Source organism: Gordonia insulae, assembly GCF_003855095.1.
In the GTDB taxonomy this organism is placed as follows: Bacteria; Actinomycetota; Actinomycetes; order Mycobacteriales; family Mycobacteriaceae; genus Gordonia; species Gordonia insulae.
Genome location: NZ_CP033972.1, coordinates 1206831 through 1232607, shown reverse-complemented (window position 1 = coordinate 1232607; position 25777 = coordinate 1206831). Strand labels below are relative to the sequence as shown.

Sequence of the window (25777 nt, the reverse complement as noted above, 5' to 3'; positions counted from 1 at the left end):
ATGGCATGGCCAAAACTACGCTTTACCTCCCGGATGACTTGAAGCGGGCCATCGAACTCGAAGCGCGCCGGCGATCGCTTCCGGAGGCCGAGATTGTCCGGCAGGCTTTGCGTAAAGCTCTGAGCGGCAATACGCCCCGACCTCGGGGCGCATTGTTCTCGGGCAACGAACCCATCGCTGATCGTGTTGACGTGCTACTTGACGGCTTCGGCGAGTGATCGTCGACACCAGCGCACTGCTGGCGTATTTCGACGCTGCTGAACCGCAGCATGAAGCTGTCGCGGTGTTGATCGACGCAGCAGATGAGCCCTTGGTCGTATCACCGTACATCGTGGCCGAACTCGACTATCTCGTGCTGACTCGCCATGGCTCGCACATCGAGCGCCTCGTGCTCGATGAACTGACTTCGGGCGCTTGGGAACTCGCCACCATGTCGCGTGAGCGGTTGGCGACCGCTGCGGAGATCGTTCGACAGTATTCCGACGTGCCCGTCGGTGTGGCCGACGCGTCGAACATCGTCTTGGCCGACGCCTATCGGACCAGGACGGTTGCGACCCTCGATCATCGCCACTTCACTGTCCTCCGTCTCGGCGACGGTTCGGCCCCATTGATCATTCCGTGAACCGGACTGCCGAACGTCCGCCAACGATGTCGACTAGACCGCGTCAGCGGCGCACCCGATAGCGCAGGTGTAGCACCCGGTCACCCTGGACCACCGCCTCGGGATTCTCGAGCAGATGCGGTGCGCTGACCGATCCGAAGAACCGCTTGCCGGCCCCGAGAACGACGGGCACCACGTCCATGCGCACCTCGTCGACGAGGCCGGCGGCAAACACCTGGCCGCCGACGTCGCCTGCGGCGACCTCGACGACACGGTCACCCGCGAGCTCCTGCGCTGTCGCCACGGCCGTGTCGACGCCGTCGGCGAAATGAAACGGCGCCTTCATTTTCCAGTCGTCAGGTTCCGGCCGATGCGTCACGACGACCACGTGGTCGACACCGCTCGGCGGCACCCCGTTCCAGCCATCGGTGATGTCAAAGACGTGGCGGCCGACGATGGTGACCCCGATCTGATCCCAGTACGGCCGGATGTAGTCGTAGGACGTCTGCGACACGTTCACCATGCCGCTGTCGTCGAGGGGAACGTCGCCGCTGGACAACCACTCGAACAGCGGTCCGGGCTGGTCGTTCTCGTCGGCGATGAAACCGTCGACCGACACCGAGCCGTACAGGACCACTGTGCTCATCGGATGCTCCTCGAGTTTCGCGGGAGGTCAAGATTACCCGCGTTCACGCCGGTGCATCCTCACGCTGGCTCAGACCACCGGCAGAGCTGCCAGCGCGAGGTCGGATCCGCGTGGCCCGACTGCGCACAGTCCCACCGGCGGACCTGCGCTCGGGAGCGGGTTGCTCACCGCGGGTCGGCCGACGATCCCGGCCAGGCAGGTCAATTGGAAGGTTCGTGCGCGGGTGTCTTCGATGACTCCACCGCCGATGGCTGCGCTTGCACGGGTGGGTGCGGTCGACGACGCCGACGGCAGCAGCAAGACCGCATCGCCCAGTGCTCGGTTGATGCGATCCCGCGCAGTCGCGAGGACGCGGTCGGCCGCGGCGAGATCGGAAGTGGTGACCTTCGACGCGGTCTCGAACCGGGATCGGACATCGGGATTGAGCGAATCCCAATGCCGTGAGATCCACCGTCCGTGCGCCTGCCACGCCTCCCATCCCTGGCGAGTCTGGAACGCCTTGACCCACTGCGGTAAGACGCTGATATCGAAGGCAATAGAGCGCACCGGGATGCGTGTTCGTAGCCGCTTGATTCCGGCGCGCACTGCGGGTGCCACGTCGGGTCCGGCGACGTTGATGATGTCGTCGGAGTAGACCAGTGACACGTCGAGGCTCGCGGGTAGGCCCGGCGCCAGCGCTGCCGTCGTCGCGACGAGATCGGCGCGCGTGCGGGTCATCCAGCCGACGGTGTCGAACGAGGGGGCCAGTGGCAGCAGACCATCGGTGGAGATGGCGCCATGGGTCGTGCGGATGCCGTAGAGCCCCTGGTAGGACGACGGGATCCGGATGGATCCGCCGGTGTCGGTACCCAGCCCGATCGTCGCCTCATGCAGGGACACCGCGCTCGCCGAACCCGACGACGACCCGCCCGGTATCCGGTCGGGTGCCTGCGGGTTCGGCGGAGTTCCGTAGTGTCCATTCGTCCCGGCGAGGCTGTAGGCGAATTCGTCTGTGCGACTGATGCCTGCGATCGATGCGCCCGCCGCGAGCAGCGCCGCGACCGATGGTGCTGTCACCGCGGACGGCTGAGATTGACTCAGCCATACAGTGTTACCCGCGCCGACCCGATGGCCTCGGATCGAATAGAGATCTTTGACGGCCACGGTCTTTCCTGCCAACAGCCCGTGTCCGGTGGGCGCCACCAGCGGCGTGCCGTGTTCACGCCACACCGTCGGATCGATTGCCGGTGAGACGTTGCCAGGACGTGGTGCCGCGGTGGTCGAACCGGTGGTGGCCAAGCCCAGCGCGCCGGCCACCGATACCCCCGCCGCACCGAGAAATCCCCGTCGTGTCAGATCCTGCATGTCGTCGTCCGTTTCCTTGTCCATGATTCGTAAGTGGTCGGCGCGCATCCGGCGGGCGCTCACCGCGTCGACACGTGAGCGGAGACCACCCGCCAACCCGGTTCCAGGCGCATCCAGACCTGGCTTTGTCGGACGACGCGCTCGTCACGCCGGAAGACGGCGTTGGCCAGCACCACCTCGGGACTCAGCGGGGTGATCTCGACACGCTCGAGTGTCCGGGCAAGGCCCTGTCCTGACCGCCGGCTTCGGAACTCCCGGATCTCGTCGTAGCCGAACAACTCCTCGCCGGCTCCGAAACGGATGGTGCGTGGATCGTCGGCGAACAGTTCGTCGAGGACACCGATGTCGTTGGAGACCAGAGCCGCATCGTAGCGATCGAACGCCTCGCGGACTTCAGCCCGCGCATCGTCCAGATCGGCGACGATCAACGGTCGTGCCCTCGTGTCGAGGTGGGTTCGGCCAGTACTCGATCCTCAGCACGCGGACCCGAATCCCGCTCCCCGGCTGCCGAATCCTCCGCGACCGCGATATCGGTGGTTCGCGACGCCTCGACGCCCTGGGTCGGCCGCGGAAATGCCAGGCGCATCGAGAGATAGGCGAACACCGGACCGAGGAAGTTCATCGCGACCACCGACACCCATGCGGCCCAGGGATTCTGCGGATCGAAACCGAAGCCGCCGAAGAAGGTCGCGAAGTACGAGGCAAAGCCGAGGAACATGCCGGGGATCAGCGCGAAGGCCTTGAGTCGCCCGGTGAACATCAGCGCAGAGTTGACCACGAAGATGATCGCGGCGAGAACCAGGTTCTGCGCGAATTGCCCAGTGCCCGCGATGGTGCCGATCTGCTGGTCGATCAGCACGATGACCAGCGCGAAGGTCGAGCCCAGCGGCATCGTCATCCACAGCCGCCGCGCATTGGTCAACGAGGGTCCGCCGAGCAGGAAGGTACCGGCCCAGCCGATGAAGATGGCCCAGGGCGGAAGATGCAGGGCGGTGCCACCGATGAAGGCGGTCAGACCAGCCAAGAACGACGCCACGAATTCGTGCGGAATGCGGTCACGCATGGATAACCTCCGTGAGTTGGGATGTACGGGTGGTGTGGGCGACCACCCGCCCACCCTTGATGACAAAACAGCGATCCGGACGATCGAGAAGCACATCTGCGACACAATCGGTCGACAGGACCACGAGGTCGGCGCGGCAACCGGGTGCCAGGCCATAGCGATCGTCCACGCCGACCACCGCGGCCGCCGAGTACGTGGCCATGTCCAGGACCCGAGCAAGTCCTGGAGCCCCCGACACATGGCTGACCTGCGCCAACAGCAAGCCGACGTCGAGCATGTCGGCGTTGCCATACGGCGTGAAGGCATTGCGGATGTTGTTCGACGAGTATGCGCATCGCACGCCCGCGGCCCACATGTCCGCCACCGGCACCACTCCGCGACGGACGTTGTGGGTATCGTCTCGTCCCCCGAGATGCATGTCGGTAGCCGGCAAGGGAACCACTGCCACACCCGCGGCAGCGAGATCGGCGAGTGCGGACTTGCGATCGTCTGCGTCGCGACCAGCGAGAGACGTCATGTGCCCCAGGGTGACCCGGCCCGACATGCCACGCCGCACGGTCACCTCGGCGATCTGCTCGGCGAGGGCGAAGCGTGGGTCGGACGCATCATCGGCGAAATCGGCGTGCATGTCGATCGGCACGCCGAACTCCTCGGCGAGTCCGAACACCACATCGACATGTCGGTGGCAATCCGCGAGATTCGCCTCGTTGTAGGTGCATCCGCCGATCACGTCGGCGCCGCGCCGCAACGCCTCGGCCAGGAGTTCCTGTGTGCCGGGGGCTTTGAGGATCCCCTCTTGCGGAAAGGCAACGATCTGCAGGTCAACCTGCCCGCGGTATTCCTCCCGCAGGTCGACGAGGACATCGACACCCAGCAGGCCGACGATGGGATCGACGTCGGGATGTGCACGGATGAGCGTGGTGCCGTTGATGATCGACTGCTCGATCACCTGCCGAGCGCGCTGCCGCACCGACTCCGCCGTGAACTGTCGCTTGAGTGCGCCGGTCACCTCGATCGCGCCGGCAAGCGTGCCGTCCCGGTTCGGCTGCTCCTTGTCGAGCAGCGCTTTGTCCAGATGCAGATGAGCCTCGATCAGGCCGGGAATGACGACCCGACCAGCGCAATCGATCGTCGTTGCCGCCCGCGGCGAGGCGCGATCGGAGATCTCGACGATGAGCCCGTCGTCGACGCCGATGTCGACCAATGGTGCGTCATCGGCAATCCGTGCCGACTGCAGCAGCAGGTCCATGAATACACTTCCTCCCGGCTCGCTTACGCATTCCACAATCGTTGCGCCGTGTTTCCTTGCGCTGCACGAGTCGTAAAGCCGGGGTTAAAGTTGGTCATACCAAGAGACCAAGCCGGGAGTTGATGGCATGCTGCAACGAGGACACACGCTCAGTGCGACGGCGTCGGCGTATCTGGAGGGCATGGTGCTCAACGACCTCGTACCCGGCGACAAGCTGCCACCCGAACGTGTCCTGGCGGAGAATCTCGAGGTGTCGCGGACGACGATCCGCGAAGCGTTGCGTGACCTGGAACAACGACGTCTGGTCACACGCACCCCGGGGCGCGGCACGGTGGTACTACCCCGATCGGCCAAGGCCACACAGCTTCTCGAGACCATGGGCGACGACGCCGAGGAATCTCATGTGGCAGAACTGCGCATGCTCGTCGAGCCGCAGGTTGCGGGGCTGGCTGCGGACCGTGCCACATCGTCGGATCTGCTGCAGCTCGAGGAGATCCTGGCGTCGACCCACGCGGGTCTCAACCCGGCGGAGTCACTGGCACAGGACGTCGCGTTTCACATGCAGATCGCCCGGGCGGCCCGCAATCCCCTCTTGGTGTCGTTGTGTCAGCTCAGCAGCGGGTGGGTACAGACCGTACGGGCCCGATCCCACGCCACCCGCGACGGACGCCGCACCTCGTTCATCGGGCATCAGGAGATCCTGCGTGCTGTCCGAAACCATGACCACGATGCGGCCACGGCCGCGATGACAGCCCATCTCGACGATGTGGCACGACTTGTTGAACGGAGACACCGATGACCGTCGAGATCAGTGACGCAACACAGATTCTGGCCACCGGTTCGGGTCCGATCACCGGAGACGAATACCTTCCGTGCCGGCCGGACGACGTCTTCTGGGGTGACCTACCGTGCGCTGCGGACACTCCTGCGATGACGGTGGAGCCGGGAACCTCGGTCACCATCGACACGCTCAGCCACGAAGGCATCCTGGCCGACCAAGGGCGCGACCCGCGAGCATTCTTCGGTGGCCACGGCGTGGCCCCGGAGATGGTGTTGGACGAGGCGATCGAGCTGTGTGCCTCAGATCGACCGCACAGATTCGGCATCGACGGTCCGCACGTGACAACGGGACCCATCGAGATCGCCGGCGCACAACCGGGTGACCTGGTGGCGATGACGGTGATCGAGACGCTGCGGCGGGTGCCCTACGGCGTGGTGTCCAATCGGCATCACAAGGGCGCTCTGCCCGGAGAATTCCCGGCAGGCGAAGCGAACTACAGCGCGTTCGTGTCTGTCGACGCCATCCCTGACGGCTCGGCATTCGGCGTGATGCCCTTGGATGTCGGGAATCCCGAAGCCACCGCGCGCTTTCCGCTCGCGCCGTTTCTGGGCATCATGGGTGTCGCGGTGGCCGGTCCCGACCGCGCTCATTCCGTGCCACCCGGTCCGCATGGCGGCAACATCGACCTCACCGTGATGACCGAAGGCTCGACTCTGTATGTGCCGGTGCAGGTCCCCGGCGCACTCGCCTATGTGGGCGATCCGCATTTCGCACAAGGCAATGGCGAGGTCGCGTTGACCGCGCTCGAGGCCTCGCTGCGCGCGACCATCCGCTTCGACGTCATTCCGGCAGTCGAGGTGAACGAGCGATTCGGTGCGCTGGTCGCGCCGATCGCGGAAACGCAGGACTATCTCGTTCCGACCGGCCTCGACGTCGATCTCGATGTCGCTGTCCAGAACTGTGTGCGCGCAGCCATCTCGGTGTTGGGCGCCCGGTACGGGATGCAGCCGGCCCAGGCGCTCGCCTACCTCAGTGCTGCAACAGATTTCGACATCTCTCAGGTCGTCGATGTGGTCAAAGGCGTCCATGCGCGCATCCGGCGGTCCGACTTCGCCCGATGATCGGGCGCGCACACGAGACGTCAATCTCGGAGACAGCTATTCGGCCGGCTCCGGTGTCCTGCCCACCGCGCCGGGCACGCTCCCGCTCTGCGCGCAGTCGAGCATCAATTACGCCCATCTCATCGCCGACCGTACCGGCGCGCGTCTGACCGACGTGAGTTGTGGAGGGGCGAAGACCACCGATTTCTTCCAGACGCAATACCCCGGACTACACCCGCAACTCGATGCGCTGAACCTGCGAACTGGTCTGGTCACCTTCATGATCGGCGGCAATGACGGCGACGTGTTCGGCGCCACTGTCGCCAAATGCGTTGCCGCAGCGGCTACCACAAATGGGCAGGGATCACCGTGTCGCGCCATGTACGGAGACTCCATTGCCGCCGAGATCCGTCGGCAGACATTCCCGAAGCTGCTGCGCGCCTTCACCGCAGTCCGCTCCCGGGCGCCGTTGGCCCGCGCCGCCGTGGTCGCCTACCCGTGGATCTTGCCGGACAGGGCGCAGTCATGCCCGGGATTCCCGATCGCACCCGGCGACATCCCGTACACCCACGGCATCCAGACGACCCTCAACGATGCCATCCGCCGAGCGGCTCGATTGACCGGAATCACCTACGTCGACGCCGCGACCGCATCGGTCGGCCACGACAGCTGTAAACCGCAGGGCGTGCGGTGGATCGAGCCGCTGATCACCGATGTCCAGACTGTTCCCGTGCACCCCAACGCTCTCGGAGAGCGACAGTTGGCCGAGGTGACCCTGCGCGCGCTGCGCATCTAGCGCTCGTAGTCCATGCGCTCACTGCGTTGGCGTGAACCTGCGGGCGGGTGATGTCGATTGCTCCCGGCGTGTCGCGGTAACCATCTCTGCCACGATGCTCTCAGCGCTGCGGGCGGCTGCCCGGCAGACCCGTGTTGTGAATGCGTCGTTGAGTGGATGATCGGCCCGCGACCGCCATCGTTGGACTGTGCCCAGAGCGCGCGACGGGCCCGACGTCATGGTCTCGAAGGGGTCCAGACCCAGACGATCGTCGGCGGCTGTTCCATATCCCCCGATGAGCCGGGTCGCTTCGACCGCCTCACTCTCTGTGAGAGTCGTCCTGCGCGAACGCAACAAACCCAACAGTCGCACTTCTTCGAACCCGTGCACATCCCCCATCAGCCGTTGCGCGGCGCTCCGGAGATGCCGGACGTGCGGAGTCGGATATGCCCCGAGGACTCGCGACAAATCCGTCAGTGCGGTGTGGGCCTTCAACTGTTCGGCACGCTGGCCGAACTGTACATCGACGATGGACTGCAACTCGGTGAGCCCACTCCGCTCCAGAAGCTGATCGGCAAGGGACGTCGCATCGCGCACGCCACCTTGGATGAGGACGACGGCGATGCGGATGCCGAACAATCCGAAGCGTCGAACCAGCGCCGTCCGGGTCTCGCGATCGAGCGACAGCGGACTCTCCTCGCGGACGAATCGGTCCGCAGACAGCATCGCCAATTGCAGATCTTCTGGCGATGCCGAAGCCAGAGCTGATAGTGCCGCGAACTCTCGTTGTCGCAAGGTTCGCGCGGTCAGCGCGAGCAGGCCTGCGACCGGTACGACCGCCTGACAGAGCCCCGAGGACGCAAGGTCGGTCGCATACTGCGCGGCGATCTCCTTGGCCGACAGCATCGCATCGAACCGGCCGGAGCCGATCTCATCGGCCCGCGACAACACGCCCACCACACCGAGGGGGCCACCCCGCCCACTGACCTGTCGATTCAGCTCGGCCAACGTCGAAACATCCGACGCGGTGGAAGTCCGCATCAGATATACCACCGCGTCGGCGCCTGATACGCCGTCCGCGGGCGCGAGCAAACGCATCGTCCGAGCGGAGACATCCGCGTTCAGCGATGCGGTGCCCGGGGTGTCGATGATGGTACGTCTCGACAATTCGGTTGTCGGCCAGCACACTTCGAGTCGATCGATGGCAGAGGGCTCGAGCGCGTCGATGTCGAAGTTGAGACACCCGTCGTGCCGTTCGATCGGGACCGCGGCGCTCAGGCCGTTGACGTGATGCGCCCGCACGGACGGTGACGATCCGTGATGAAACCACGTGACGATCTTGGTGCACTCGGTGGCATCGGTAGGCGCGAGTTCTTCGCCGATCAAAGCGTTCAACAGCGTCGACTTGCCTGCTTTCAGCTGGCCCGCCAACGCGATTCGCAGCGGCTCGGACAGACGTTGCGCGCACTGCTCGAGATCAGCCGCCGGCCCGGCGGCACGCGGTCCGTCCGACCGGTATACGGCGATGGCCTCCTCCAGCAGGCGGCGTACCTCATCCGACGTGTTCACGACAACCTCCTGCGGCCCACGCCGATACCTCATCCAAGAAGCCGAGACTTGCTTCCAACCTCCGACTTCTGGCGTCGCGGTCGGCGACCTGCGTGCGCGCACCGTCTTCGGCGGCCTTGATCGATTCGGTCAGTGACCGCGTTGTCTGCTCGGCGATCTCCCGGAAATGATCCCGCAGTACCCGCTGGATCGTGCGCAGGCGATAGCGTGATTCCCTGCCGACCTCGAAAAGGACATCGTCGACAAATGTGCGAACTGCCATCTTGGCCTCGGACCGGCGCCTGGTCAGGCGCATCTCGGCGTCCTCTTTGTAGGACTTGCGCCCCAACAGAACACCTGCCGCCACCGAGAACGGGTTGAGCATCGTCATGCCGACCATCGTCGACATCATTCCGAACATCATCATGCCGCCGTACGAACCGCGCATCCCGGTGACCACCTTGTGCACCACACCGGTCGGCTGTTGCTCGAGGTCGGTGAGCCCGGTCTGAGGCGAGATCTCGTGACCGATCGCCGCCAGGTCCAGGCGAGGTATGGCGACATCCCCGGTATCGGAGAAGGAGTCGGCAACCCTCTCGGCCACGGCCAGTGATTGGTCGTGGGTCCAGATGAAGTTGTCACCGACGGCTTCGGCGATGTCGTTCTTGAGATCCTCGCCCAGTTGTGTCCAGAATTTGGCCGGGTCACCCGCATCGATCCTGGATTCGTAGTCCTTGAGCAATCTACGTGTTCGATTCCGGAGGTCATGGTCGGATTCGGCGGACAGATCGGCGATGCCGTCGCCGAGTACTTGCTGCCAGAGCGCAGTGCGCGATGACAGTTCTCTCGCTTCAGTGCGAGCGCGTTCCAGTTCGGCGACAATGGCCTCGCGCGCGCCCGGGTCCTTGAGTGTCTCCAGCTCCGGCCGAACCGCCAGCGACAGATGATCGGTGACCGAGCGGATCTCGTTCATCACCAGCCGTCGCATGGTGGTACTCGCCTGCGCCAGCACCCGCGTCTCCAGAAACTCGAGAATGCCCGGGAACCCGGACTCCTCGTTGAGATCGCGGTCGTCGAGCCGGATGGCGTGCGAGCGCAGGAGCGACGAGACGGGCAATGGATCGACGTCATTGGACTGTCGCCGCAGATGCGCCACGTCTGCGGCGACGACGTCGCGCCACATCGGGTAGAGGTCGGTCTTGGTGGCGACGCACAGTGCGTTATCGCATAGTTCGGTGACCTGCCGGATGAATGACATCTCCGGTGCCGTGTACTCCTGACTGACGTCGGAGGCCACGATGATGGCGTCAGACGCAGCAAGCAGGCCCAGAGTCGCTGCGGCATGTGGTGATCCGACACCGCCCGATCCCGGCGTGTCCACCAGGACGATGCCACGTTGCAGCAACGGGCTGGGCACGTGGACCTCGAGCCGTAGAACCTGTGCGCCGCCCGCCTCCGGGGCACGCGCGAGATCACGGGAGATGTCGTCCATCGGGATGGGAATCGCACGCTCCCCTTCGGTCTGCACGGGGCCGGGCCGTGCGTCCGAATCGATCACGTCCTGTGCCGAGTCGCTGACGATCAGGCGGGCGTGCGGTTCCTCGGCGTACCCGATCGTGGTGATCGTCGATGTCGTCTCCCCGTCGCCCATCCGACACACCGGTACATTCAGCAGTGCATTGATGAGCTGGCTCTTACCCTGCTTGAGTTGGCCGACCACCACCACCCGTGCGCTGGGATCCACGACGCGCAGGCGGGTCGCGGACATCCGGCGACTCAGGTCCTCGCGTCCGGCATCGCGTGCGAGTTGGCAAAGGCGATCGATGATCTGACAGACCTTGGTGGTGTTGGCGTCCATGGTGATCTCTCGTACCTGCGGGTGTGGAATATGAATTGCCGAGCGGTCGCATCGTCCTCGCGGCTACTCGATCCCGGGAGCACCGGACAGGAATAGCCGCGAGGAGATGATGGTCGCGGGTGGTCAGAAGATGTCGTCGAAGGCGTCACCGATCGCGCCTGCGACGTCGCCGACCGCGCCGCCGACGGCATTGGCGGCACCTCCGTACGCGGCACCGATCCCGCCGGCGACACCGCCGATCAGGTCGCCCGGATCCGGCAGTTGCAGACCGGATTCGCTGGTGCTGTTCGATACATCGTGTGAATCGCGGTTGTACGAGTCGTTGGTGGAGTTGTCGTCGTGCGAGTCGTAGCTGCGCTCATCGTTGAACGAATCATGGATGTCGTGGCGATCATGGGTTTCGGTGTAGCTGTTGCTGTTGTCACTGATGATCCCTCCACGCTCATAGCCCATGTTGATGTTGTCGAGCGAGATACCTCCGCCGTCGCCGCCGTCTCCCCCACCGGCCCAGAAACCCTGTCCACCAGCGGCTCCGCCGGCACCGCCGTCGCCGGCCTCGCCGACGTTGAGAGTGTTGTGACTGTCGTTCGTGCTGTTGTCCTCGATGTGAGTGTTCTGGGTGTTGCCGCTGTTGTTGCCGTGCACGGACTGGTCGACGTTGGTGGTGTCGTTGTCGAAGGTGTTGCCGACGACGTTTCCGTCTCCGGCGACTCCCCCGGTGGTTGCGATGTCGCCGGTCGAATCCCCGCCGATCGCCACCGATCCCGTACCCGAGGAGGTGGTCGAGCTGTCGACATTGGTGGTCTGGGCGCCTGCGGTCCATTGGTTCGTCATCGTCTTGTCCTTGTCTGATCGGGTTGTTTTGCGAGCGTTGTTTTTTCGGGAGTTCCAGATCCCGGGGGTGCTGAGTTCTCCGCAGTGGGATTCGAGAGTGCTTCTCGGGTGTCTTCGACGCTAGGCGTCGCAGCGTGGCGCAGAAACGGGGTTCACCCCCTCTCGTGTTCGGGGACGGTGGGGGGTGGCGGGGCCACCCCCGGGGAGTCAGGGACCGTCGGTGAAATCGCCACCGACGGTGGCATCTGTCAGCGGCGCTGCCGCGGTGACGCCGGAATCTGGGACATATCCGGTGCCACCTGCGTCGTAGGTGGTTCCGTCATCTGCGGTGTCGCCGACGTAGGAGATGTCGGCCACCGAGTCGGGTGCGGAACTGTCGACAAAAGGCCCGCCGCCGATCCCGGCGTGATCGATCGTCGGATCAGCGAGGGCGTCGCCGAGTGTGATCGGCGCGGCCGGATCGAACTCGGGTGTGGCGTCGGCGGTGCCCTCCGCTCCGCCACCCGGCCCGGGTGCGTCGCCGTGCTCCGATATCAGATCCTCGCTGGTCATCGTCACCGGACGCGCAGCGTCGGCGATTGGTGCGGCGTCGCTCACCAACGTCTGGGGCACGGGGCTGAACGCCTCCAGTTGCTGGAACGCATCGAGGTCCCCGCCCGCTGCGACCGCGAGAGTCGCAGGCATCGGATCGATTCCGATCGGCGTCGGATGAAATGGGCCGGGTCCGGACGGTGTGGCCGGGGGTGTCGTCACCGCCGCGCCGGCCGGTGTGGATCCGGTGGTCGTGCCGGACTGCCCTCCGTTGCCGGTTGTCGTCACTTCCAGCGTGTCGTGGCTGTCGTTGTCGGAATTGTCCACGACCTCGCCGGCGGAACTGTTACCGCTGTTGTCACCGTGCACTGACCTGTCGACGTTGGTGGTTTCCTTGTCCTCGGTGTTGTGCGTCTTGTTGTTGTCACCTGCGGTCCCTTCGGTCGTCGCGATGTCACCGTGGTTGTCTCCTCCGACCGCGACCGACCCTTCGCCGGTGGCGTTGGTCTGACGAGCGTCGAGATGGTTGTTGTCGCCGATGATGGTGTTGAACTGCTGGTGGTAGTTGTTCGTGATGTTCTGAATGATGCCGACGGCGCTGCCGTGACTCGGAATCTGCGGTTCCCAGTGGCCAATTCCGCCACCGGCGCTTCCGGCGGCATTTCCTGCGGGGGCTGGAATCGTTTGTGCCACCTCGGCTACCGCGTGCCGCACATCCTGCGGAGTGACGTCTTTCAGCCCCGCGTCGGCCAGGCATCTCATCGAGTTCTCGTTGAATGCCTCCGCTCTGGCCTGATCGCCGAAGAGTCCGAGGATGAACTGGACGAGTGCGTTGTGATCGTCGGCGGTCGTGTCGTGTTGTGGCATCTCGCATCTCCCTCGGGGCCGGTCTCCTGGTGCGAAGACATGCCGGTAACGCTAGGGCGATCAGCGCTCTGGCCAAACGGGGAGCGGCCCCGTCGTTGCTGTGCGCGTATGGGGTGTCCGTTCGGGGGTGGGTGACCGCATTGGGGGATGCGATCGGTGGACGGCGGCCGTCGATCGATGACAGCTCTGTCGAGTCGGCTCCGACGGATCAGTACAGATCGCCGGCCTGGTCGCCAGGGTCCGCTGTCGACCAGCCCGCGCAAGGGTGTTGCCGCACATCGTCCACCGCGTCGATCTGTGCCGTCAGATCCGTATCCACGTGCACTGCCGCATCAACTTCGATCGCGGAGTAAAGATCGGATAGTGTTTGTACACAGTCGAATTCGCATGTATCGAGTGGTTCGGGTGCGGAGTGCGCAAAGTCGAGTCCGGCCGGATCGGAGAACTGACCCGTAGCGATCGGAACTGCGTCGTCACTCACGACATCGAATGCGAGCAGCGCCTCGCTGCCACGCCACACGTTGTCCCCGACCGTGGAGAGTCCACCTGCATCCGCCCCGCCTGCCATCGGCATCAGCGCGGAGATGTCGGCGGCCGATACATCGTGGAGGTTCGCATCCCGCAGCGTCTCTGCGGGATCGGCCCAGTAGGCGGCTGCGAATGCGGGATCGTGCGCGAGCGCGGTCACGAACTCGAGGAGGGTAGGTCGGGGCATCCGTACCTCCTCCTCGACCCGGTGGCCGGCAAGTCGCGTTCGTCGGCTGCTGGTTTCAGATCCTATCCGCCGGATGTCCTGATCCGTACGGGGTTCGACCCGTACGCGCCTAGGGGCCACCGGGGGTGATTCGGCGAGATGTCGCGCGATATTAGGGGAAGTTCCACGCGCCGTCCGCGTGGAACCCGAGTAGGTCGTGACGGATCCCCCAACCCGGCCTGTCTGATTTGAGTAGCGCACTACTCGCGCCCCCCGGCTCCGTCAGTATTTCGATGGTGCCCATAGGTGAAACGCACGGACGACGACCACTCTTATCCGATGACTCACACCCCAAGGGGGCTCCGATGGCGACTGCACTCGGAATCACGCTCGGCAGCCGCTTCCTGCACGCGGCAACCTTCCCAGCGGGCGAACCCTGCGTCCAGCGCTCGGCGATGGTCACCGTCGGCGCGTGCCACTCCACTCGATCGACGGAGTGCGGCACGGCAGAGGAGAACTCCCGAGTCTCCCCTGGTGGGGTGACCATGACGGGATTCGTTGATCGGGTGGGTGATCCGGTGCCGATCGCGGGACCGGACGGCGTGGGCCGTCTGGCCGAAGAGCTGACTGCCGCCGCGATCAAGAGCATCGCCGCGGCGACATCGGACCGGTTTCCGTCCGCACCGCCGATGGTGGTCGGCCACCCGGCCACGTGGACATCGCACCAGGTGGCTGTCCTTGGTTCGGCGCTGCGGGATGTCGGACTTCCCACGGACCTGCGCATGGCAACAGACATGATCTGCGCGTTGGCACGACTCCGCGAACTCGCCGACTACCCGGCGGCCGGGTTGCTCGCGATCACCGATTTCGGAGCATCGGGCACAACAGTGGCCGTGGTCGACGTCATCGACCACACGAGGGTCGGTGATCCTGTCCGCATCGAGGAACCCGGTGGCAACGATCTCGATCACGCGTTGATGCGGTACGTCCTCGGCGAAGCACTCGAAGATCCGGCAACCGTGGTCGCGGCCGATCCGAACCTCGCGTCGGCGCTGACGATTCTCCGCCGACGTTGCACCGCCGCCAAAGAGGAGCTCGCGCGGTCGACAGTCGCCGTTGTCGACGTCGACCTGCCGATCTACCGCGGCGATGTCAGGGTCACCCGCACCGAACTCGAAGACCTTGTGGCGCCCCTTCTCGGACGTCCGTCTTCGACGATCCGAGACATCCTGGCACGTGCGGGACGGTCCACCTCCGAACTCGCCGCACTCGTCGCGATCGGCGGCGGAGCATCGGTCGGATTGACGACCCAGCACCTGTCAGGTGAGTTCCACCTGCCGATACTCGTCGACGCTGACCCGGCGAGCACGGCCGCGCGAGGTGCCGCGATCCTCGCCGGTGAGTTCACCACTGTCGGAGAGGCGAGCCCACGTGCCCGAGTGGCGTCCCCGTTCACGGCCTCCGACGAGCCGGCGCCCGCGCGCACGTCGTCCACGGGAGCCCGCGCGAGGCCGGTCGGCTCCACCCGGGTTACCAGACCGCCGGAGGATTCGTCATCCGCCCGATCGCTCGGTGATGCCGGACTCCGGACCCGAGACCTCGAGATCGAGCCGAATGGCTCCCCGAGCGGCCCTCATCCGGTGCTGCGCTTCGCCGACGATGCGTCGCCGACGGAAAGTGACAAGAACGCCACGCCACCGAAGTCGCGGCGCCGCGTCGGCATCATCGTCGGGGCAGCCGTCGCCCTGGTGGTGACGGTCGGTGGGACGGCGCTTGCGATGTCGAGTGACGAACAACCGACGACTCCGACACCTGTCGATGTGCCGTCTTCGGTCAGGGCGACAGAGGCTCCCGCGCCGGTTCCCGCGGGTGAGCCCCAGGTCCAGAACGACGCACCGGTCGTCACCGAACTCGAGGAGACGACACAGCAGACCACCCCGGAGGCGTCGGATCCCGAGATCAGCACGCCGGAGATCAGTACACCCGAGATCAGCACGCCGGAGATCAGTACACCCGATATCAGCGCGCCGGAGGTCATCCCACCCGTGATCGATACACCGGAGGTGGGTATCGACGGCGGCGAAGCGATTGCTCCGGGCAGCGACAGCGGCAGGGCCGCAGGCACTGACCCGGACACGGGACCAGACGGTGGAACCGATGCTGCAGGCTGATCCGTCCGCGGCCGCAGGCACCTCCTCACGCGAGGTGCTCGGCCGGTCGATCGTGTCGTCGCTGATCTGCGAACCCCGGCGACCCACGGCACGCCTTATCGTCGGGTTGTCCGGTTACGGCAAGACCCATCTGCTGCATCATGTTCGAAACCTTCTGCGCGATAACGACCTCACCGTTGCAAGCGGGTTCCCTGACGCGGCTTCGGGCTCCGACGTCCTACTGATCGACGACATCGACCGCCTCGACGACGCCGACCTCGCTGCCCTCACCGACCTGGTGGACCGCGGGACTCACATCGTGATCGCCGCGACCCGGCCACGCCGGCGTCGCACCATGCTGCGATCGACGGTCGCAGCACTCACCCGGGATGTCGCCGCGATTCGACTCGGCACGCTGTCCTGCGCCGACGTCGGAGATGCGGTGGCCCGGTACGCCGATCCCGGACTCGCACCGCGTGTGCACGAGCTCAGCGCCGGCATGCCCTGCCTCGTCGACGCAGCCGTCGGGTCGCTGACGACCTGTCCAGACGGCGCGCTCCTGGATGTGGCCGTGGCACGCGAGATACGCGAGCGGCTGGGTACGTGCACCGAGACCGAGCTCATGGTGATGGCGCTGATCACACTCGGCGTCGACGTGGGTACCACTGACCTTTCCGAGGTATTGGGGCTCGACTTCGAATGCGTCGCCGAGGTCCTCGACATGGTGCGATGCTCCGGATTCCTGGACGGCGGTGACGTACTCACCGCCGAGGTACACCGCCAGTGCGCCGCCACTCTGGGGTACCGGCGCATTGCCCAGATCGAGCGTTCACTCGACGAATTGTTTCGTCGCAGCGGCACCGTGTCGACTCGCCTGTCAGAGACACTGTGTGCCGACGGGGTGGAACGGTCCGTCGATGCACGCCTGGACGAGGTGGCCGAGCTCATCCGGGCGGGCACACTCACCGGCGTCGGCGGACTCCTCGACGCGCTATGGCCGCTTGTCGATGACGAACAACGTTTGCGCGCCACCGATCTTGCGGCGGTGACGGCACAACTACGCGGCGACACCCCGCGCGCCGCGTGCCTCGCTGCATGGGCAGCTGCCCACACATGCACCGATGCAATCGGTATCGCTGTCCGTGCGCGTTGGGCGGTGATCGCGGCCGCCGGTGGGGGTCTCGATGGACTGGCGGAGTTCGCGGACCCGGGGCGGGCAGCGATCGGGCCGGAGACCTCGGTGGCAGTGGAGGTGATGATCGCGCAGGGGTTGGCATCGTCGATGTTCGGATCGTCCTTCGACGCGCTGCACACACTGATCCGCGCCGCCGGCATCGACCGCGAATGCGTCGCCACGCGCGTCTGCGCCGATACCGCGGCGGCTACCGCTGCACTTCTCGCCCTGCACACCGGGAATCTGAAGGCGGCGCGAACAGTTCTCTCTCGCACCCCGGTCGATGCTCTCCCGGCGTCGCATAGGCAGCGGCGCAGGGTGCTGTTGACGTGGGTGTCACTGTTCGAAGGTGACGTGGAAGGCGCGGCCGCCGAGATAGACGCGCTCACCGAGATGACCGGGCCTGCGGGCGTCCCGTCCCGTGATGCTCTGGCGCTGAGCGCACTTCGGGTGGCGATCGCCCGCCGACGCGGTGACGAGGCCGAGATCCTCGCGGTTCTGCCGGAGGCGATAGATGTGCTGGGGGAATACAGTGTGGACGTGTTCGGACTGATGTTCGTCGGCGAGATCCGCGTGGCGGCAGCGCAGGTGGGCTGGTCGGCGCGGATCTCGACCGTGGTCGGTGACATCTCACGCTTGATCGGCAAACTGGGGACCTCGTCGCAATGGTCGGTGATCGCGCACTGGCACGGCGTTCACGCCGCCATCAATGCAACCGCGCCCGCGGAAGTTGTTCCGGCGGCGCACGCCTTGGCCGAGTCCGGGAGGTCCAATCCGTATGCGGCGGTCCTCGCCCGCGCCGGCCGGGTGTGGATCGAGGTTCTCGCCGGGGACGTCAATCCTGAGCGGGTGGCTTGCGCGACAAGGGAACTCGACGCACACGGACACACCTGGGACGCCGCACGTCTGGCCGGGCAGGCGGCCCTGTGCGCGAGGGATACCAGGACAAGTGGTGCGATGCTCCAGCTGGCGCGATCGCTCCGCGTCCACGTCACCTCCACCTCGACCGCGCCGGCGGAGGTGACGGCCGCTGTGGCAGTACTCAGTGAACGCGAACGAGAGGTCGCGCGGCTGTTGCTGTCGGGGATCACCTACCGTGACATCGGCGCACGTCTGTTCATCTCGGCGAAGACCGTCGAACATCACGCGGCCCGCATCCGACGTCGGATCGGCGCCGACACCCGCTCGGAGATGTTGACGATGCTGCGGGCGATGCACCTCGGGCAGGATCTCGCGGTCTGACCCGGATTGCTGACACCCCGTCAGTCGTCAGTGACCTGCCCCTCGAGATGCGCCAGCGCGGCGCGCGCGGTTTCGAGCTCGTGGCTCAATTCGTCGATTCTCTTCTGGGCTGCCGCGCGCGCGGACTCGATCGCCGTGTCCACTGCGGTGATCGCGGCGTCGTCGCCGAGTTCGCGCATCGCTCGCGCCACCCGATCAGGTGTCACCTCGGTCGGTTTACCCTGCCTCTTGGTGCCATGCGATACAGAGACCGTCCATGTGCTCTCCCCCACTGCCGTGACGGTCACGCTGACCGCCGCACTCGGAGTCTTCGACCGTCGCGCCGCTTTCGCGGGGGCCGGGTTGGACCTCACGTTCTTCGGCTCCGCAGGTTCGGTGCGCGGGACTGGTACGGGCGGCGTTGATTCTGTTGCAACGTCTCTCGATGACCTGGGCGGCCCTCCCGGTGTGGGTGCCGCCTTGGCCGGTCGTCTTCGTGCCGGGGTGGCCGGGACAGCTGCGGCCCGTGACTTCAGCAGTTCGTCGGGCTCGAAGGGTAGTTGATCATCGACCCCTTTCGGGCTCACCGTGATCGTCGACCCGTCGATGGACACGACACGTGCCGACGCTCCGGCGTCAAGGTTCAGCGACGGCATCGGATCACGTAGGTAAACCGTGACCCGCTTGCCGGCAGCGAGTCCCGCGGACAGGGATTCGAGGTCGTCGGGAGTCAACCCGATCGGTCTGCGCGAATTCACGCTGACCATGTTCGCACACATGTGCGAACATGGCGAGGCCCACTAGGCCGAGGCACTCACGACCCAGCCCAGGGCGTCAGTTGCAGGGTGGACGCCGCCGCATCATCGGTGACCATGCCGCCCACCGATCCGCTGCCATGCTCGGCGTACTTCGCGCGGTAGGCGTCATCGACGGCGATACGCAGACGCGAATCCGAGTCACCGAGGTCGGTCACCGCCACATCCGTCGACAGTCCGGGAACGCTGACTCGGGCGTGCTGTGACCGCACGGCGTCTCCGAACCACCCGTTGTCTCGCCGGTACCACGTGCGGACGTAGACGCAACCGTCCACACAGACCACCCAGATCGGCACTGGGCGCCGCCAGGATCCGCCGGCCTTCGGGGCTGAGATCTGCAGTTCGGACGTCGCCCCGATCTGGTCGAGTTCGTGCTGGGTCCAGACCCGTGATGTGTTCACCTTCAGGGCCTTCCGTTGTGTCGTAGTCGAAACGACGGGGCCTCCGGGTCATGCTGTCGCCCGTGCACACGGTCGCGCAGCCAGCGCCACCCTCCTGTGGACCACAGCGCGAGCGCGATCAGGACGGGCTGGAAGAACAGTCTGACGAATCGTGCGGTGGCGGTATCGAGTCCGAACGCATCGACTCCTTCCACCCACTGGCCGACGTTGCCGGGGAACACGGCGACGAAGAAGCCCGCGACCACCACACCGACGACGGGTCGCAGCCGCAGCGGTGCGAGCAGGAGTGCAGCACCCAACCCGATCTCGACCACTCCGGAGGCGATCACCACGACATCCTCGTCGAGTGGAACCCAGGACGGCACCTGCGCACGAAACTCTTCGCGGGCGAAGCTGAGGTGGCTGACACCGGCGAACATCAAGGTCACCCCCAGCCAGAGACGGGCGATCTGGCGGAGTACCCATCGTGATCGCGAGCTGTTGGCCGATGCGCGCGTGTTCTCCGGCGTGCTCATCTCGCGATCGTCACAGACAACCGGGCTGTGATCAACCGTTGCCGTGCCGACCGTCGGTCGGTGCTGATGCGTTTCCGGACGGATTCGCTCGGCAGCTCCCTAGGATGGGTGGGCGTGGCGATGCTCGCTGGACGCCAGGTCGAGAAGCATCAACAGAAGGAGAGATACATCGATGGGCGAACACAGAATTCGACTCGACGTCAGTGATGACGGCGTTGCGACGGTGACACTGGATCGCGGCGAGAAACACAATGCGCTGGACCCCGCGATGTTCGACGCGATCCTGGCGACCACCGAATCACTGGCCGCCGATCGTCGCGTCCGCGCCGTCGTGCTCCACGGAGCGGGCAAGAGCTTCTGCTCCGGACTGGACATCTCGGCGCTCGGTGACTCCGGTGGTGCACCAGCTCTGTTGACCCGCGAGGACGGCCATCTCGCGAACCACGCGCAGCGTGTCGCGACGGACTGGGCGCGGGTGCCGGCGCCGGTCATCGCGGCGATCACCGGTAACTGCTTCGGTGGTGGACTGCAGATCGCTCTGGGTGCAGACATCCGATACGTGACGCCCGACGCTCGGCTGTCGATCATGGAGGTCAAGTGGGGGCTGGTGCCCGACATGGGCATCAGTCAGACGCTCCCCCGCCTGGTCGCCGCCGACGTGGCCAAGGAACTCACCTTCACCGGGCGCATCATCTCAGGCACCGAAGCGCACTCGTTGGGCCTGGCCACCCGCGTCCTCGACGACCCACTCGCGGCAGCCCTCGATCTGGCGCACGAGATCGCCGGCAAGTCACCGCATGCGATCCGAGCGGCCAAGCGACTCTACGACGAGACGTGGAGCGGGGCGGACAGCGCGACGGCCCTCATGCTGGAGAGTGAGTTGCAGGTCGGCCTGATGGGGTCGGCCAATCAACTCGAAGCGGTGTTCGCCGGAATGGAGCGTCGAGACGCACGCTTCGCGGATCCTGAATAGCGGTCGGTAGGCGGAGAACTGTGCGCGTCAGTTCGGCGGTGGAACCGACTCGTCGCTGATCCAGTTTCCGTGGAATCCGAACGGAACGCGTTGTGGCAGTGAGACTCGCGCGACGTAGCCACGGCGGTCGAACTCTTGTGCGTCCATGACGACGAACTCGGCCGTGCCGTCGACCATGTCGTGGACGAAGGTGACGAGCCAGCCATCGTCCTCGGCGCCGTCGCCGCCGGTCCGCCCCACGAAGGCGGGCTCCCCGGCGGCCCGGCCCGGTCCGTGATCGAAGATGCGGCGTTCGCCCGTCAGCAGGTCGTGCTTGAGCGTAGGCCAGCCCTGTGAACGGTCGAGTGACGGTGCTGAGCAGTAGCCGTACCGATGTTCCTGAAGGCCGACCGATCCGCGGTGCACCGGAAACTCGTTCGGTGTCTCATCGACGACGGTGACGGAGCAGGACCGTCGCCCGGGATCGATGTCCCACCGCTCCAACCGGCTGAGCCCGTCTCGGAACGGTCCGAAAACGTCTGCTGCGAACATCTTCTGGTAGTTGCAGACGTCGATCACCACGGTGCCGTCGTCGCGTTCGAACGCGTTCAATGGGTGGAAGACGTAGCCGAGCGGAACATCGATCCAGATGATGTCGGCGGCACTGGCCCCGGTGCCGCCCTCCCCGGTACGCGGCAGCAGACCGATTCGGTTGCCGTAGTCGGGATTCCACCGGAAGGGAAACTGTCCGGTCATGGCGACGTCGATGTCCGCGGTGCAGGGTTGATCGTAGATGATCGCCCAGTTGGGGGTCAGCGACATGTCGTGGAGCATCGTCATCCCGGACAGCGGGATGTCGAGTGCGTGCCGCACTCTGCCGTCGACACCGACGACGATGTACTGGACGTGATCCATCCACTGCGCCCACGCGTAGACCATCGCGTGCAACTCGCCTGTGCTCGGGTCTCGCTTCGGGTGCGCGGTGAACGCTCCGGGCAGGGTTCCGTAGAAGTCGTTGCGGCCCAACGTTTCCAACTCGTAGTCGAGTTCGACGGGGCAGCCACCGGCCTCCACCACCGCCCACGTCGTGCCCGCGAACCCGGCGACACTCGTGTTGGGTCCGACCTGGTTTCCGCTCCAATTGGGGCCGGGAATATCCGGTAGACCACGCGCGGCGGACATCTTCGCCGACCCGACGAAACGATTGCGGTACCACTCCGCACGGCCGTCGCGCAGTCGGACTCCATGCACCATGCCGTCCCCGACGAACCAATGGTGTGCGCGCAGATCGAGTGATCCGACGTCGGCGGGGTTCGGTCCGTTACGCACGTAGCGTCCGTTCAACTCGGCCGGCAGCTCTCCCTCGACAGGAAGGTCGACGGCGGTGATCTCGTCGGCGACCGGCGCGTAGGGGCCGGAGACGTAATCGGAGACATCGGCGAACGAGGTGGCGGACCCGGGAACGGCGGTGGACATGGCGGACTCCTCGACGGACCGTCACACTCTGGTGACAGGCGAGGACGGGCTTCCCTCACGGAGTTTACTCCGGTGCACCCTCCACCGATACTCCTCGATCGGGGCGCGGACGTCGCCCACGCGCGGCACAGCGGCTGACCGATTCGTCCGAAATGCCCCTTCTTTGCAATTGAACCCTGTGTCGCGCAACATCATCGAGCCGATAGACTTCCGACGCTCGCACGCGACGGAAGGCAGCCATGTTCCCGAAGTACGGTGTTCCGGACAGCGCCAACACGGCATGGATGCTCGTGGCGTTCGCACTCGTCCTGCTCATGACTCCCGCGCTCGGGCTGTTCTATGGCGGCATGGTTCGCTCCAAGAGCGTTCTCAACATGATGATGATGTGTCTGTCGGCGATCCCGATCGTGTGGATCATCTGGCTGGTGGTCGGCTACTCGTTGGCGTTCGGGGACGACCGTGCCGGTCTGATCGGCAGCCTCGGCTCGTTTCCCGGGCTGCACCATACGTATGGTCACGACCCGGCAAACCCCACCGGCATACCGCTGGTCGGCACGATTCCGGCGATACTCTTCGTCGCATTCCAGGCCGGATTCGCCATGGTGACGGTCGCCCTGATCGCGGGCGCCGTCGCCGACCGCATGCGGTTCGTCTCGTGGGTGGTCTTTGCCGCGGTGTGGTCGCTGCTCGTCTACATCCCGATCGCCCATTGGGTGTTCAGCGCCCCCGGCCTCACCGAAGCTCATGGTGGCTGGATCGTCTCGCATCTCAAGGCGATCGACTTCGCCGGTGGCACCGCGGTGGAGATCAACTCGGGCGCCTCGGCGCTGGTGCTCGCACTGCTGCTGGGCCGCCGTCGGGGGTGGCCCAAGGATCCGATGCGGCCGCACAATCTGCCGTTCGTCATGCTCGGCGCGGGTCTGCTGTGGTTCGGGTGGTTTGGATTCAACGCGGGTTCGGCACTCGAGGCCAGCGGGTCGGCCGCACTCATCGCGGTCAACACGCTCGGCGCCGGCGCCGCATCGATGGTCGCGTGGCTCGTCGTCGAGCAGGTCCGTCACGGACGTCCGACATCATTCGGTGCGGCCTCCGGTGTGATCGCCGGCCTCGTCGCGATCACACCGTCGTGCTCCGCGGTGACTCCCCTGGGGGCGCTGGCGGTCGGCGCGGTGGCGGGAGCGGTCAGCTCCTACGCGATCGAACTGAAGTTCCGCTGGCGTTACGACGACTCGCTCGACGTCGTCGGCGTGCATTTCGTCAGCGGTGTGGTCGGCATGCTGATGATCGGGTTGGTCGCCTCCGCTTCGGCGCCTGCCGGGGTCGACGGACTGTTCTACGGCGGCGGCGTCGATCAACTGTGGCGGCAGATCGTGGCCGTGGTCGCCGTTCTGGCATACGCACTCGTGGTCACCGGTGTCATCGGCCTGGCACTCAAGTACACGATCGGGCTCCGCGCGGACCGCGAACACGAGATCGACGGAATCGACGATGGCCAGCACGCCGAATCCGCGTATGACTTCCACCCCACAGGCGGCGGATAGTCAGCCGAGTTGATCGCGTCGCCGAGTCAGGTACGCGATCTCGCCAGGGTTGCCCGCTCGCTCGATGGCCGCGTCGTAGGCGGCGCGTGCCGCGGGACCGTATCCGAGTCGACGGAGTAGTTCGGCGCGTGTCGCGTGATACGGGTGGTACTCCACCAACTGGTCCTGCAGTCTGTCGACAGCCGCCAGGGCCACCTCCGGACCGTCGAGTTCCGAGACTGCGATCGCCCGGTTGAGCGCGACGACGGGCGAAGGCTCGACACGGACGAGTTGGTCGTAGAGTGCGACGATCTGGGACCAGTCGGTGTCGCGGACGTCGCGTGCCGAGGTGTGCAGGGCATTGATCGCTGCGAGGATCTGGAATCTACCGGGAGCCATACCGGTGGCAAGACGCTCTCGCACCAGCGCATGGCCTTCGGCGATCATCTCCGCGTCCCACGCTCCACGATTCTGCTCGTCCAGGGCGATCAGTTCGCCGACGGCCGATACCCGTGCGGTGCGACGGGCCTCGATCAACAGCATCAGGGCCAGCAGGCCGGCGACCTCACCGTCGACCGGCAGAAGGGCGCGCACCAGGCGGGCAAGTCGGATCGCCTCGGCGGTCAGGTCGTCGCGGACGGGATCGGTGTCGGGGCCGCTCGCGAGGTAGCCCTCGTTGAACACGAGATAGAGAACGGCCAGCACGCCGGTGACGCGCAACGGCAGATCCTCCTCGGATGGCACCCGATACGGAATGCGCGCGGCCTTGATCTTGGCCTTCGCGCGAGTGATCCGCCGGCTCATGGCGCTCTCCTGCACGAGAAAGGCCCGGGCGATCTCGGACACCGAGAGGCCGCCGACCATGCGCAGCGTCAGTGCCACGCGCGTCTCCATCGCCAATGCCGGGTGACAGCAGATGAAGATCAGCCGAAGCCGATCGTCGTCGATCGCGCCGAGCGGCGCAGGTGGCTCGATGTCGGACAACACCCCCGCCTCCTTGTGCTTGTCGTCGCGCTTGTTCTCGCGGCGGATCCGGTCGATGGCCTTGCGGTTGGCGGTGGTGGTCAGCCATGCGCCGGGGTTGGGTGGAATGCCGTCGGTCGGCCACCGTTCGACAGCCGTGGCGAACGCTTCGGCCGCCCCTTCTTCGGCGATGTCGAGGTCGCCGAAACGCCGGGTGAGGGCGGCGACCACCCGTGCCCACTCCTCGTGGTGGGCACGGGCGATCACTTCCCGGGTATCGGTGCCGTTCACAGGAACGGCCGCACCTCGACCTTGCGATTGCACGCCTTCGAACCCTCGGTCGCCAGCTTCACCGCGACGTCGAGGTCGGGAGCCTCGATGATCCAGAAGCCGATGAAGAACTCCTTCGATTCCGTGAACGGCCCGTCGGTCATCAGTCCCTGTCCCCCGCGGTTGTCGATCACCGTCGCGGTGCTCGGTGCGCCGAGGCCCCCGGCGAAGACCCAATGGCCGTCCTTCTGGAGTTGCTCGTTGAAGACATCGATGGCCGCCTGTTCGTCCGGGTCGGCACGGTCGATCGAGTCGGTGATCACGGAAACCAGATACTGCATCGCTCATCATCTCCTGTGCTTCGGGGCGCTCCGGTGAGCGGCCCTCACCCCTGCTACGAACGCCGTTGCCCGGATCCGACACCGGCTC

The 25777-nt window shown here is 65.8% G+C and carries 25 protein-coding genes; 9 read left to right on the top strand and 16 right to left on the bottom strand.

All coding sequences use genetic code 11. The features are described 5' to 3' along the window. Positions 1–5 precede the first annotated feature (5 nt). Together D7316_RS05620 and D7316_RS05615 are read left to right on the top strand one after the other, a co-directional pair. Positions 6–218: a ribbon-helix-helix domain-containing protein gene (locus tag D7316_RS05620; protein WP_164473731.1), complete on the top strand. Its 213-nt coding sequence runs from the start codon at positions 6–8 to the stop codon at positions 216–218. Continuing rightward, a complete protein-coding gene (locus D7316_RS05615; RefSeq protein WP_124707404.1) occupies positions 215–622 on the top strand; it encodes a PIN domain-containing protein in 408 nt (135 codons plus the stop codon). The genes D7316_RS05620 and D7316_RS05615 overlap by 4 nt, the downstream gene beginning before the upstream one ends. A gap of 43 nt (positions 623–665) precedes the next feature. Here the strand turns inward: D7316_RS05615 and D7316_RS05610 are convergent, their stop codons facing one another. The 5 genes from D7316_RS05610 to D7316_RS05590 form a co-directional block, all read right to left on the bottom strand. Further along, the gene (locus tag D7316_RS05610) at positions 666–1247 is read right to left on the bottom strand and encodes a dihydrofolate reductase family protein (protein WP_124707403.1); all 582 of its coding nucleotides are present in this window, start codon (positions 1245–1247) and stop codon (positions 666–668) included. A 69-nt stretch (positions 1248–1316) separates the two neighbouring features. Beyond that, on the bottom strand, positions 1317–2615 hold the full coding sequence (locus D7316_RS05605; protein ID WP_232016788.1) for an amidase family protein: 1299 nt from the start codon (positions 2613–2615) through the stop codon (positions 1317–1319). A 35-nt stretch (positions 2616–2650) separates the two neighbouring features. Further along, positions 2651–3019 carry an oxalurate catabolism protein HpxZ gene (hpxZ, locus tag D7316_RS05600; RefSeq protein WP_197718191.1) on the bottom strand — a complete coding sequence of 123 codons (369 nt, stop codon included), beginning with the start codon at positions 3017–3019 and terminating at the stop codon, positions 2651–2653. After that, positions 3016–3654, bottom strand: coding sequence for a DUF1097 domain-containing protein (locus D7316_RS05595; RefSeq protein ID WP_124707402.1), 639 nt, complete (start codon positions 3652–3654; stop codon positions 3016–3018). The genes hpxZ and D7316_RS05595 overlap by 4 nt, the downstream gene beginning before the upstream one ends. Beyond that, complete coding sequence (locus D7316_RS05590) at positions 3647–4903, bottom strand: amidohydrolase family protein (RefSeq protein ID WP_124707401.1); 1257 nt, start codon at positions 4901–4903, stop codon at positions 3647–3649. Before D7316_RS05590 ends, D7316_RS05595 begins: the two co-directional genes overlap by 8 nt. A gap of 127 nt (positions 4904–5030) precedes the next feature. Here D7316_RS05590 and D7316_RS05585 point away from each other — a divergent pair, with 127 nt between their 5' ends. From D7316_RS05585 to D7316_RS05575, 3 genes are read left to right on the top strand one after another with little or no spacing between them, the layout of a single operon-like run. Then, complete coding sequence (locus D7316_RS05585; protein ID WP_124707400.1) at positions 5031–5702, top strand: FadR/GntR family transcriptional regulator; 672 nt, start codon at positions 5031–5033, stop codon at positions 5700–5702. Further along, positions 5699–6805: an acetamidase/formamidase family protein gene (locus D7316_RS05580; protein ID WP_197718190.1), complete on the top strand. Its 1107-nt coding sequence runs from the start codon at positions 5699–5701 to the stop codon at positions 6803–6805. The genes D7316_RS05585 and D7316_RS05580 overlap by 4 nt, the downstream gene beginning before the upstream one ends. After that, positions 6771–7580 (top strand): SGNH/GDSL hydrolase family protein, encoded by an 810-nt coding sequence (locus tag D7316_RS05575; RefSeq protein WP_232016787.1) that lies wholly within the window; start codon positions 6771–6773, stop codon positions 7578–7580. Before D7316_RS05580 ends, D7316_RS05575 begins: the two co-directional genes overlap by 35 nt. An 18-nt stretch (positions 7581–7598) precedes the next feature. Here D7316_RS05575 and D7316_RS05570 read toward each other — a convergent pair whose 3' ends face one another. From D7316_RS05570 to D7316_RS05550, 5 genes are all read right to left on the bottom strand, one after another. Then, positions 7599–9128, bottom strand: a complete 1530-nt coding sequence (locus D7316_RS05570; RefSeq protein WP_232016786.1) for a dynamin family protein — start codon at positions 9126–9128, stop codon at positions 7599–7601. Next, positions 9112–10965: a dynamin family protein gene (locus D7316_RS05565; protein ID WP_124707397.1), complete on the bottom strand. Its 1854-nt coding sequence runs from the start codon at positions 10963–10965 to the stop codon at positions 9112–9114. The genes D7316_RS05570 and D7316_RS05565 overlap by 17 nt, the downstream gene beginning before the upstream one ends. A gap of 123 nt (positions 10966–11088) precedes the next feature. Then, positions 11089–11799: a hypothetical protein gene (locus D7316_RS05560; RefSeq protein ID WP_124707396.1), complete on the bottom strand. Its 711-nt coding sequence runs from the start codon at positions 11797–11799 to the stop codon at positions 11089–11091. 207 nt (positions 11800–12006) lie between these two features. Next, on the bottom strand, positions 12007–13197 hold the full coding sequence (locus D7316_RS05555) for an IniB N-terminal domain-containing protein (protein ID WP_124707395.1): 1191 nt from the start codon (positions 13195–13197) through the stop codon (positions 12007–12009). Between the two features lie 208 nt (positions 13198–13405). After that, entirely contained in the window at positions 13406–13912 is a 507-nt protein-coding gene (locus D7316_RS05550) for an IniB N-terminal domain-containing protein (protein WP_269462487.1), read from the bottom strand. 344 nt (positions 13913–14256) lie between these two features. Between D7316_RS05550 and D7316_RS05545 the strand changes: the two genes are divergently transcribed. Then, positions 14257–16062: an Hsp70 family protein gene (locus tag D7316_RS05545; protein ID WP_164473730.1), complete on the top strand. Its 1806-nt coding sequence runs from the start codon at positions 14257–14259 to the stop codon at positions 16060–16062. Continuing rightward, positions 16049–18457: a helix-turn-helix transcriptional regulator gene (locus D7316_RS05540; RefSeq protein WP_124707392.1), complete on the top strand. Its 2409-nt coding sequence runs from the start codon at positions 16049–16051 to the stop codon at positions 18455–18457. The genes D7316_RS05545 and D7316_RS05540 overlap by 14 nt, the downstream gene beginning before the upstream one ends. Before the next feature lie 20 nt (positions 18458–18477). Here the strand turns inward: D7316_RS05540 and D7316_RS05535 are convergent, their stop codons facing one another. Genes D7316_RS05535 through D7316_RS05525 form a run of 3 tightly spaced genes read right to left on the bottom strand, consistent with a single transcriptional unit; the run spans position 18478 to position 20167 of the window. Further along, positions 18478–19203, bottom strand: coding sequence for a DUF6319 family protein (locus D7316_RS05535; protein WP_197718189.1), 726 nt, complete (start codon positions 19201–19203; stop codon positions 18478–18480). 47 nt (positions 19204–19250) lie between these two features. Then, positions 19251–19652 (bottom strand): DUF2255 family protein, encoded by a 402-nt coding sequence (locus D7316_RS05530; RefSeq protein WP_232016785.1) that lies wholly within the window; start codon positions 19650–19652, stop codon positions 19251–19253. Between the two features lie 2 nt (positions 19653–19654). After that, positions 19655–20167: a DoxX family protein gene (locus D7316_RS05525; protein ID WP_124707390.1), complete on the bottom strand. Its 513-nt coding sequence runs from the start codon at positions 20165–20167 to the stop codon at positions 19655–19657. A 172-nt stretch (positions 20168–20339) separates the two neighbouring features. On the opposite strand from D7316_RS05525, the gene D7316_RS05520 reads away from it, so the two are divergent. Continuing rightward, positions 20340–21140 carry a crotonase/enoyl-CoA hydratase family protein gene (locus D7316_RS05520; RefSeq protein ID WP_124707389.1) on the top strand — a complete coding sequence of 267 codons (801 nt, stop codon included), beginning with the start codon at positions 20340–20342 and terminating at the stop codon, positions 21138–21140. Positions 21141–21167: 27 nt separating this feature from the next. On the opposite strand, the gene D7316_RS05515 is transcribed toward D7316_RS05520, so the two are convergent. Further along, positions 21168–22595, bottom strand: a complete 1428-nt coding sequence (locus D7316_RS05515) for a carotenoid oxygenase family protein (RefSeq protein ID WP_124707388.1) — start codon at positions 22593–22595, stop codon at positions 21168–21170. A 239-nt stretch (positions 22596–22834) separates the two neighbouring features. On the opposite strand from D7316_RS05515, the gene D7316_RS05510 reads away from it, so the two are divergent. Beyond that, on the top strand, positions 22835–24136 hold the full coding sequence (locus D7316_RS05510; RefSeq protein ID WP_124707387.1) for an ammonium transporter: 1302 nt from the start codon (positions 22835–22837) through the stop codon (positions 24134–24136). Here the strand turns inward: D7316_RS05510 and D7316_RS05505 are convergent, their stop codons facing one another. Together D7316_RS05505 and D7316_RS05500 are read right to left on the bottom strand one after the other, a co-directional pair. Beyond that, positions 24137–25369, bottom strand: coding sequence for an RNA polymerase sigma factor (locus tag D7316_RS05505; RefSeq protein WP_124707386.1), 1233 nt, complete (start codon positions 25367–25369; stop codon positions 24137–24139). It abuts the gene before it with no gap. Next, a complete protein-coding gene (locus tag D7316_RS05500) occupies positions 25366–25689 on the bottom strand; it encodes a YciI family protein (RefSeq protein ID WP_124707385.1) in 324 nt (107 codons plus the stop codon). The genes D7316_RS05505 and D7316_RS05500 overlap by 4 nt, the downstream gene beginning before the upstream one ends. Between the last annotated feature and the right edge of the window lie 88 nt (positions 25690–25777).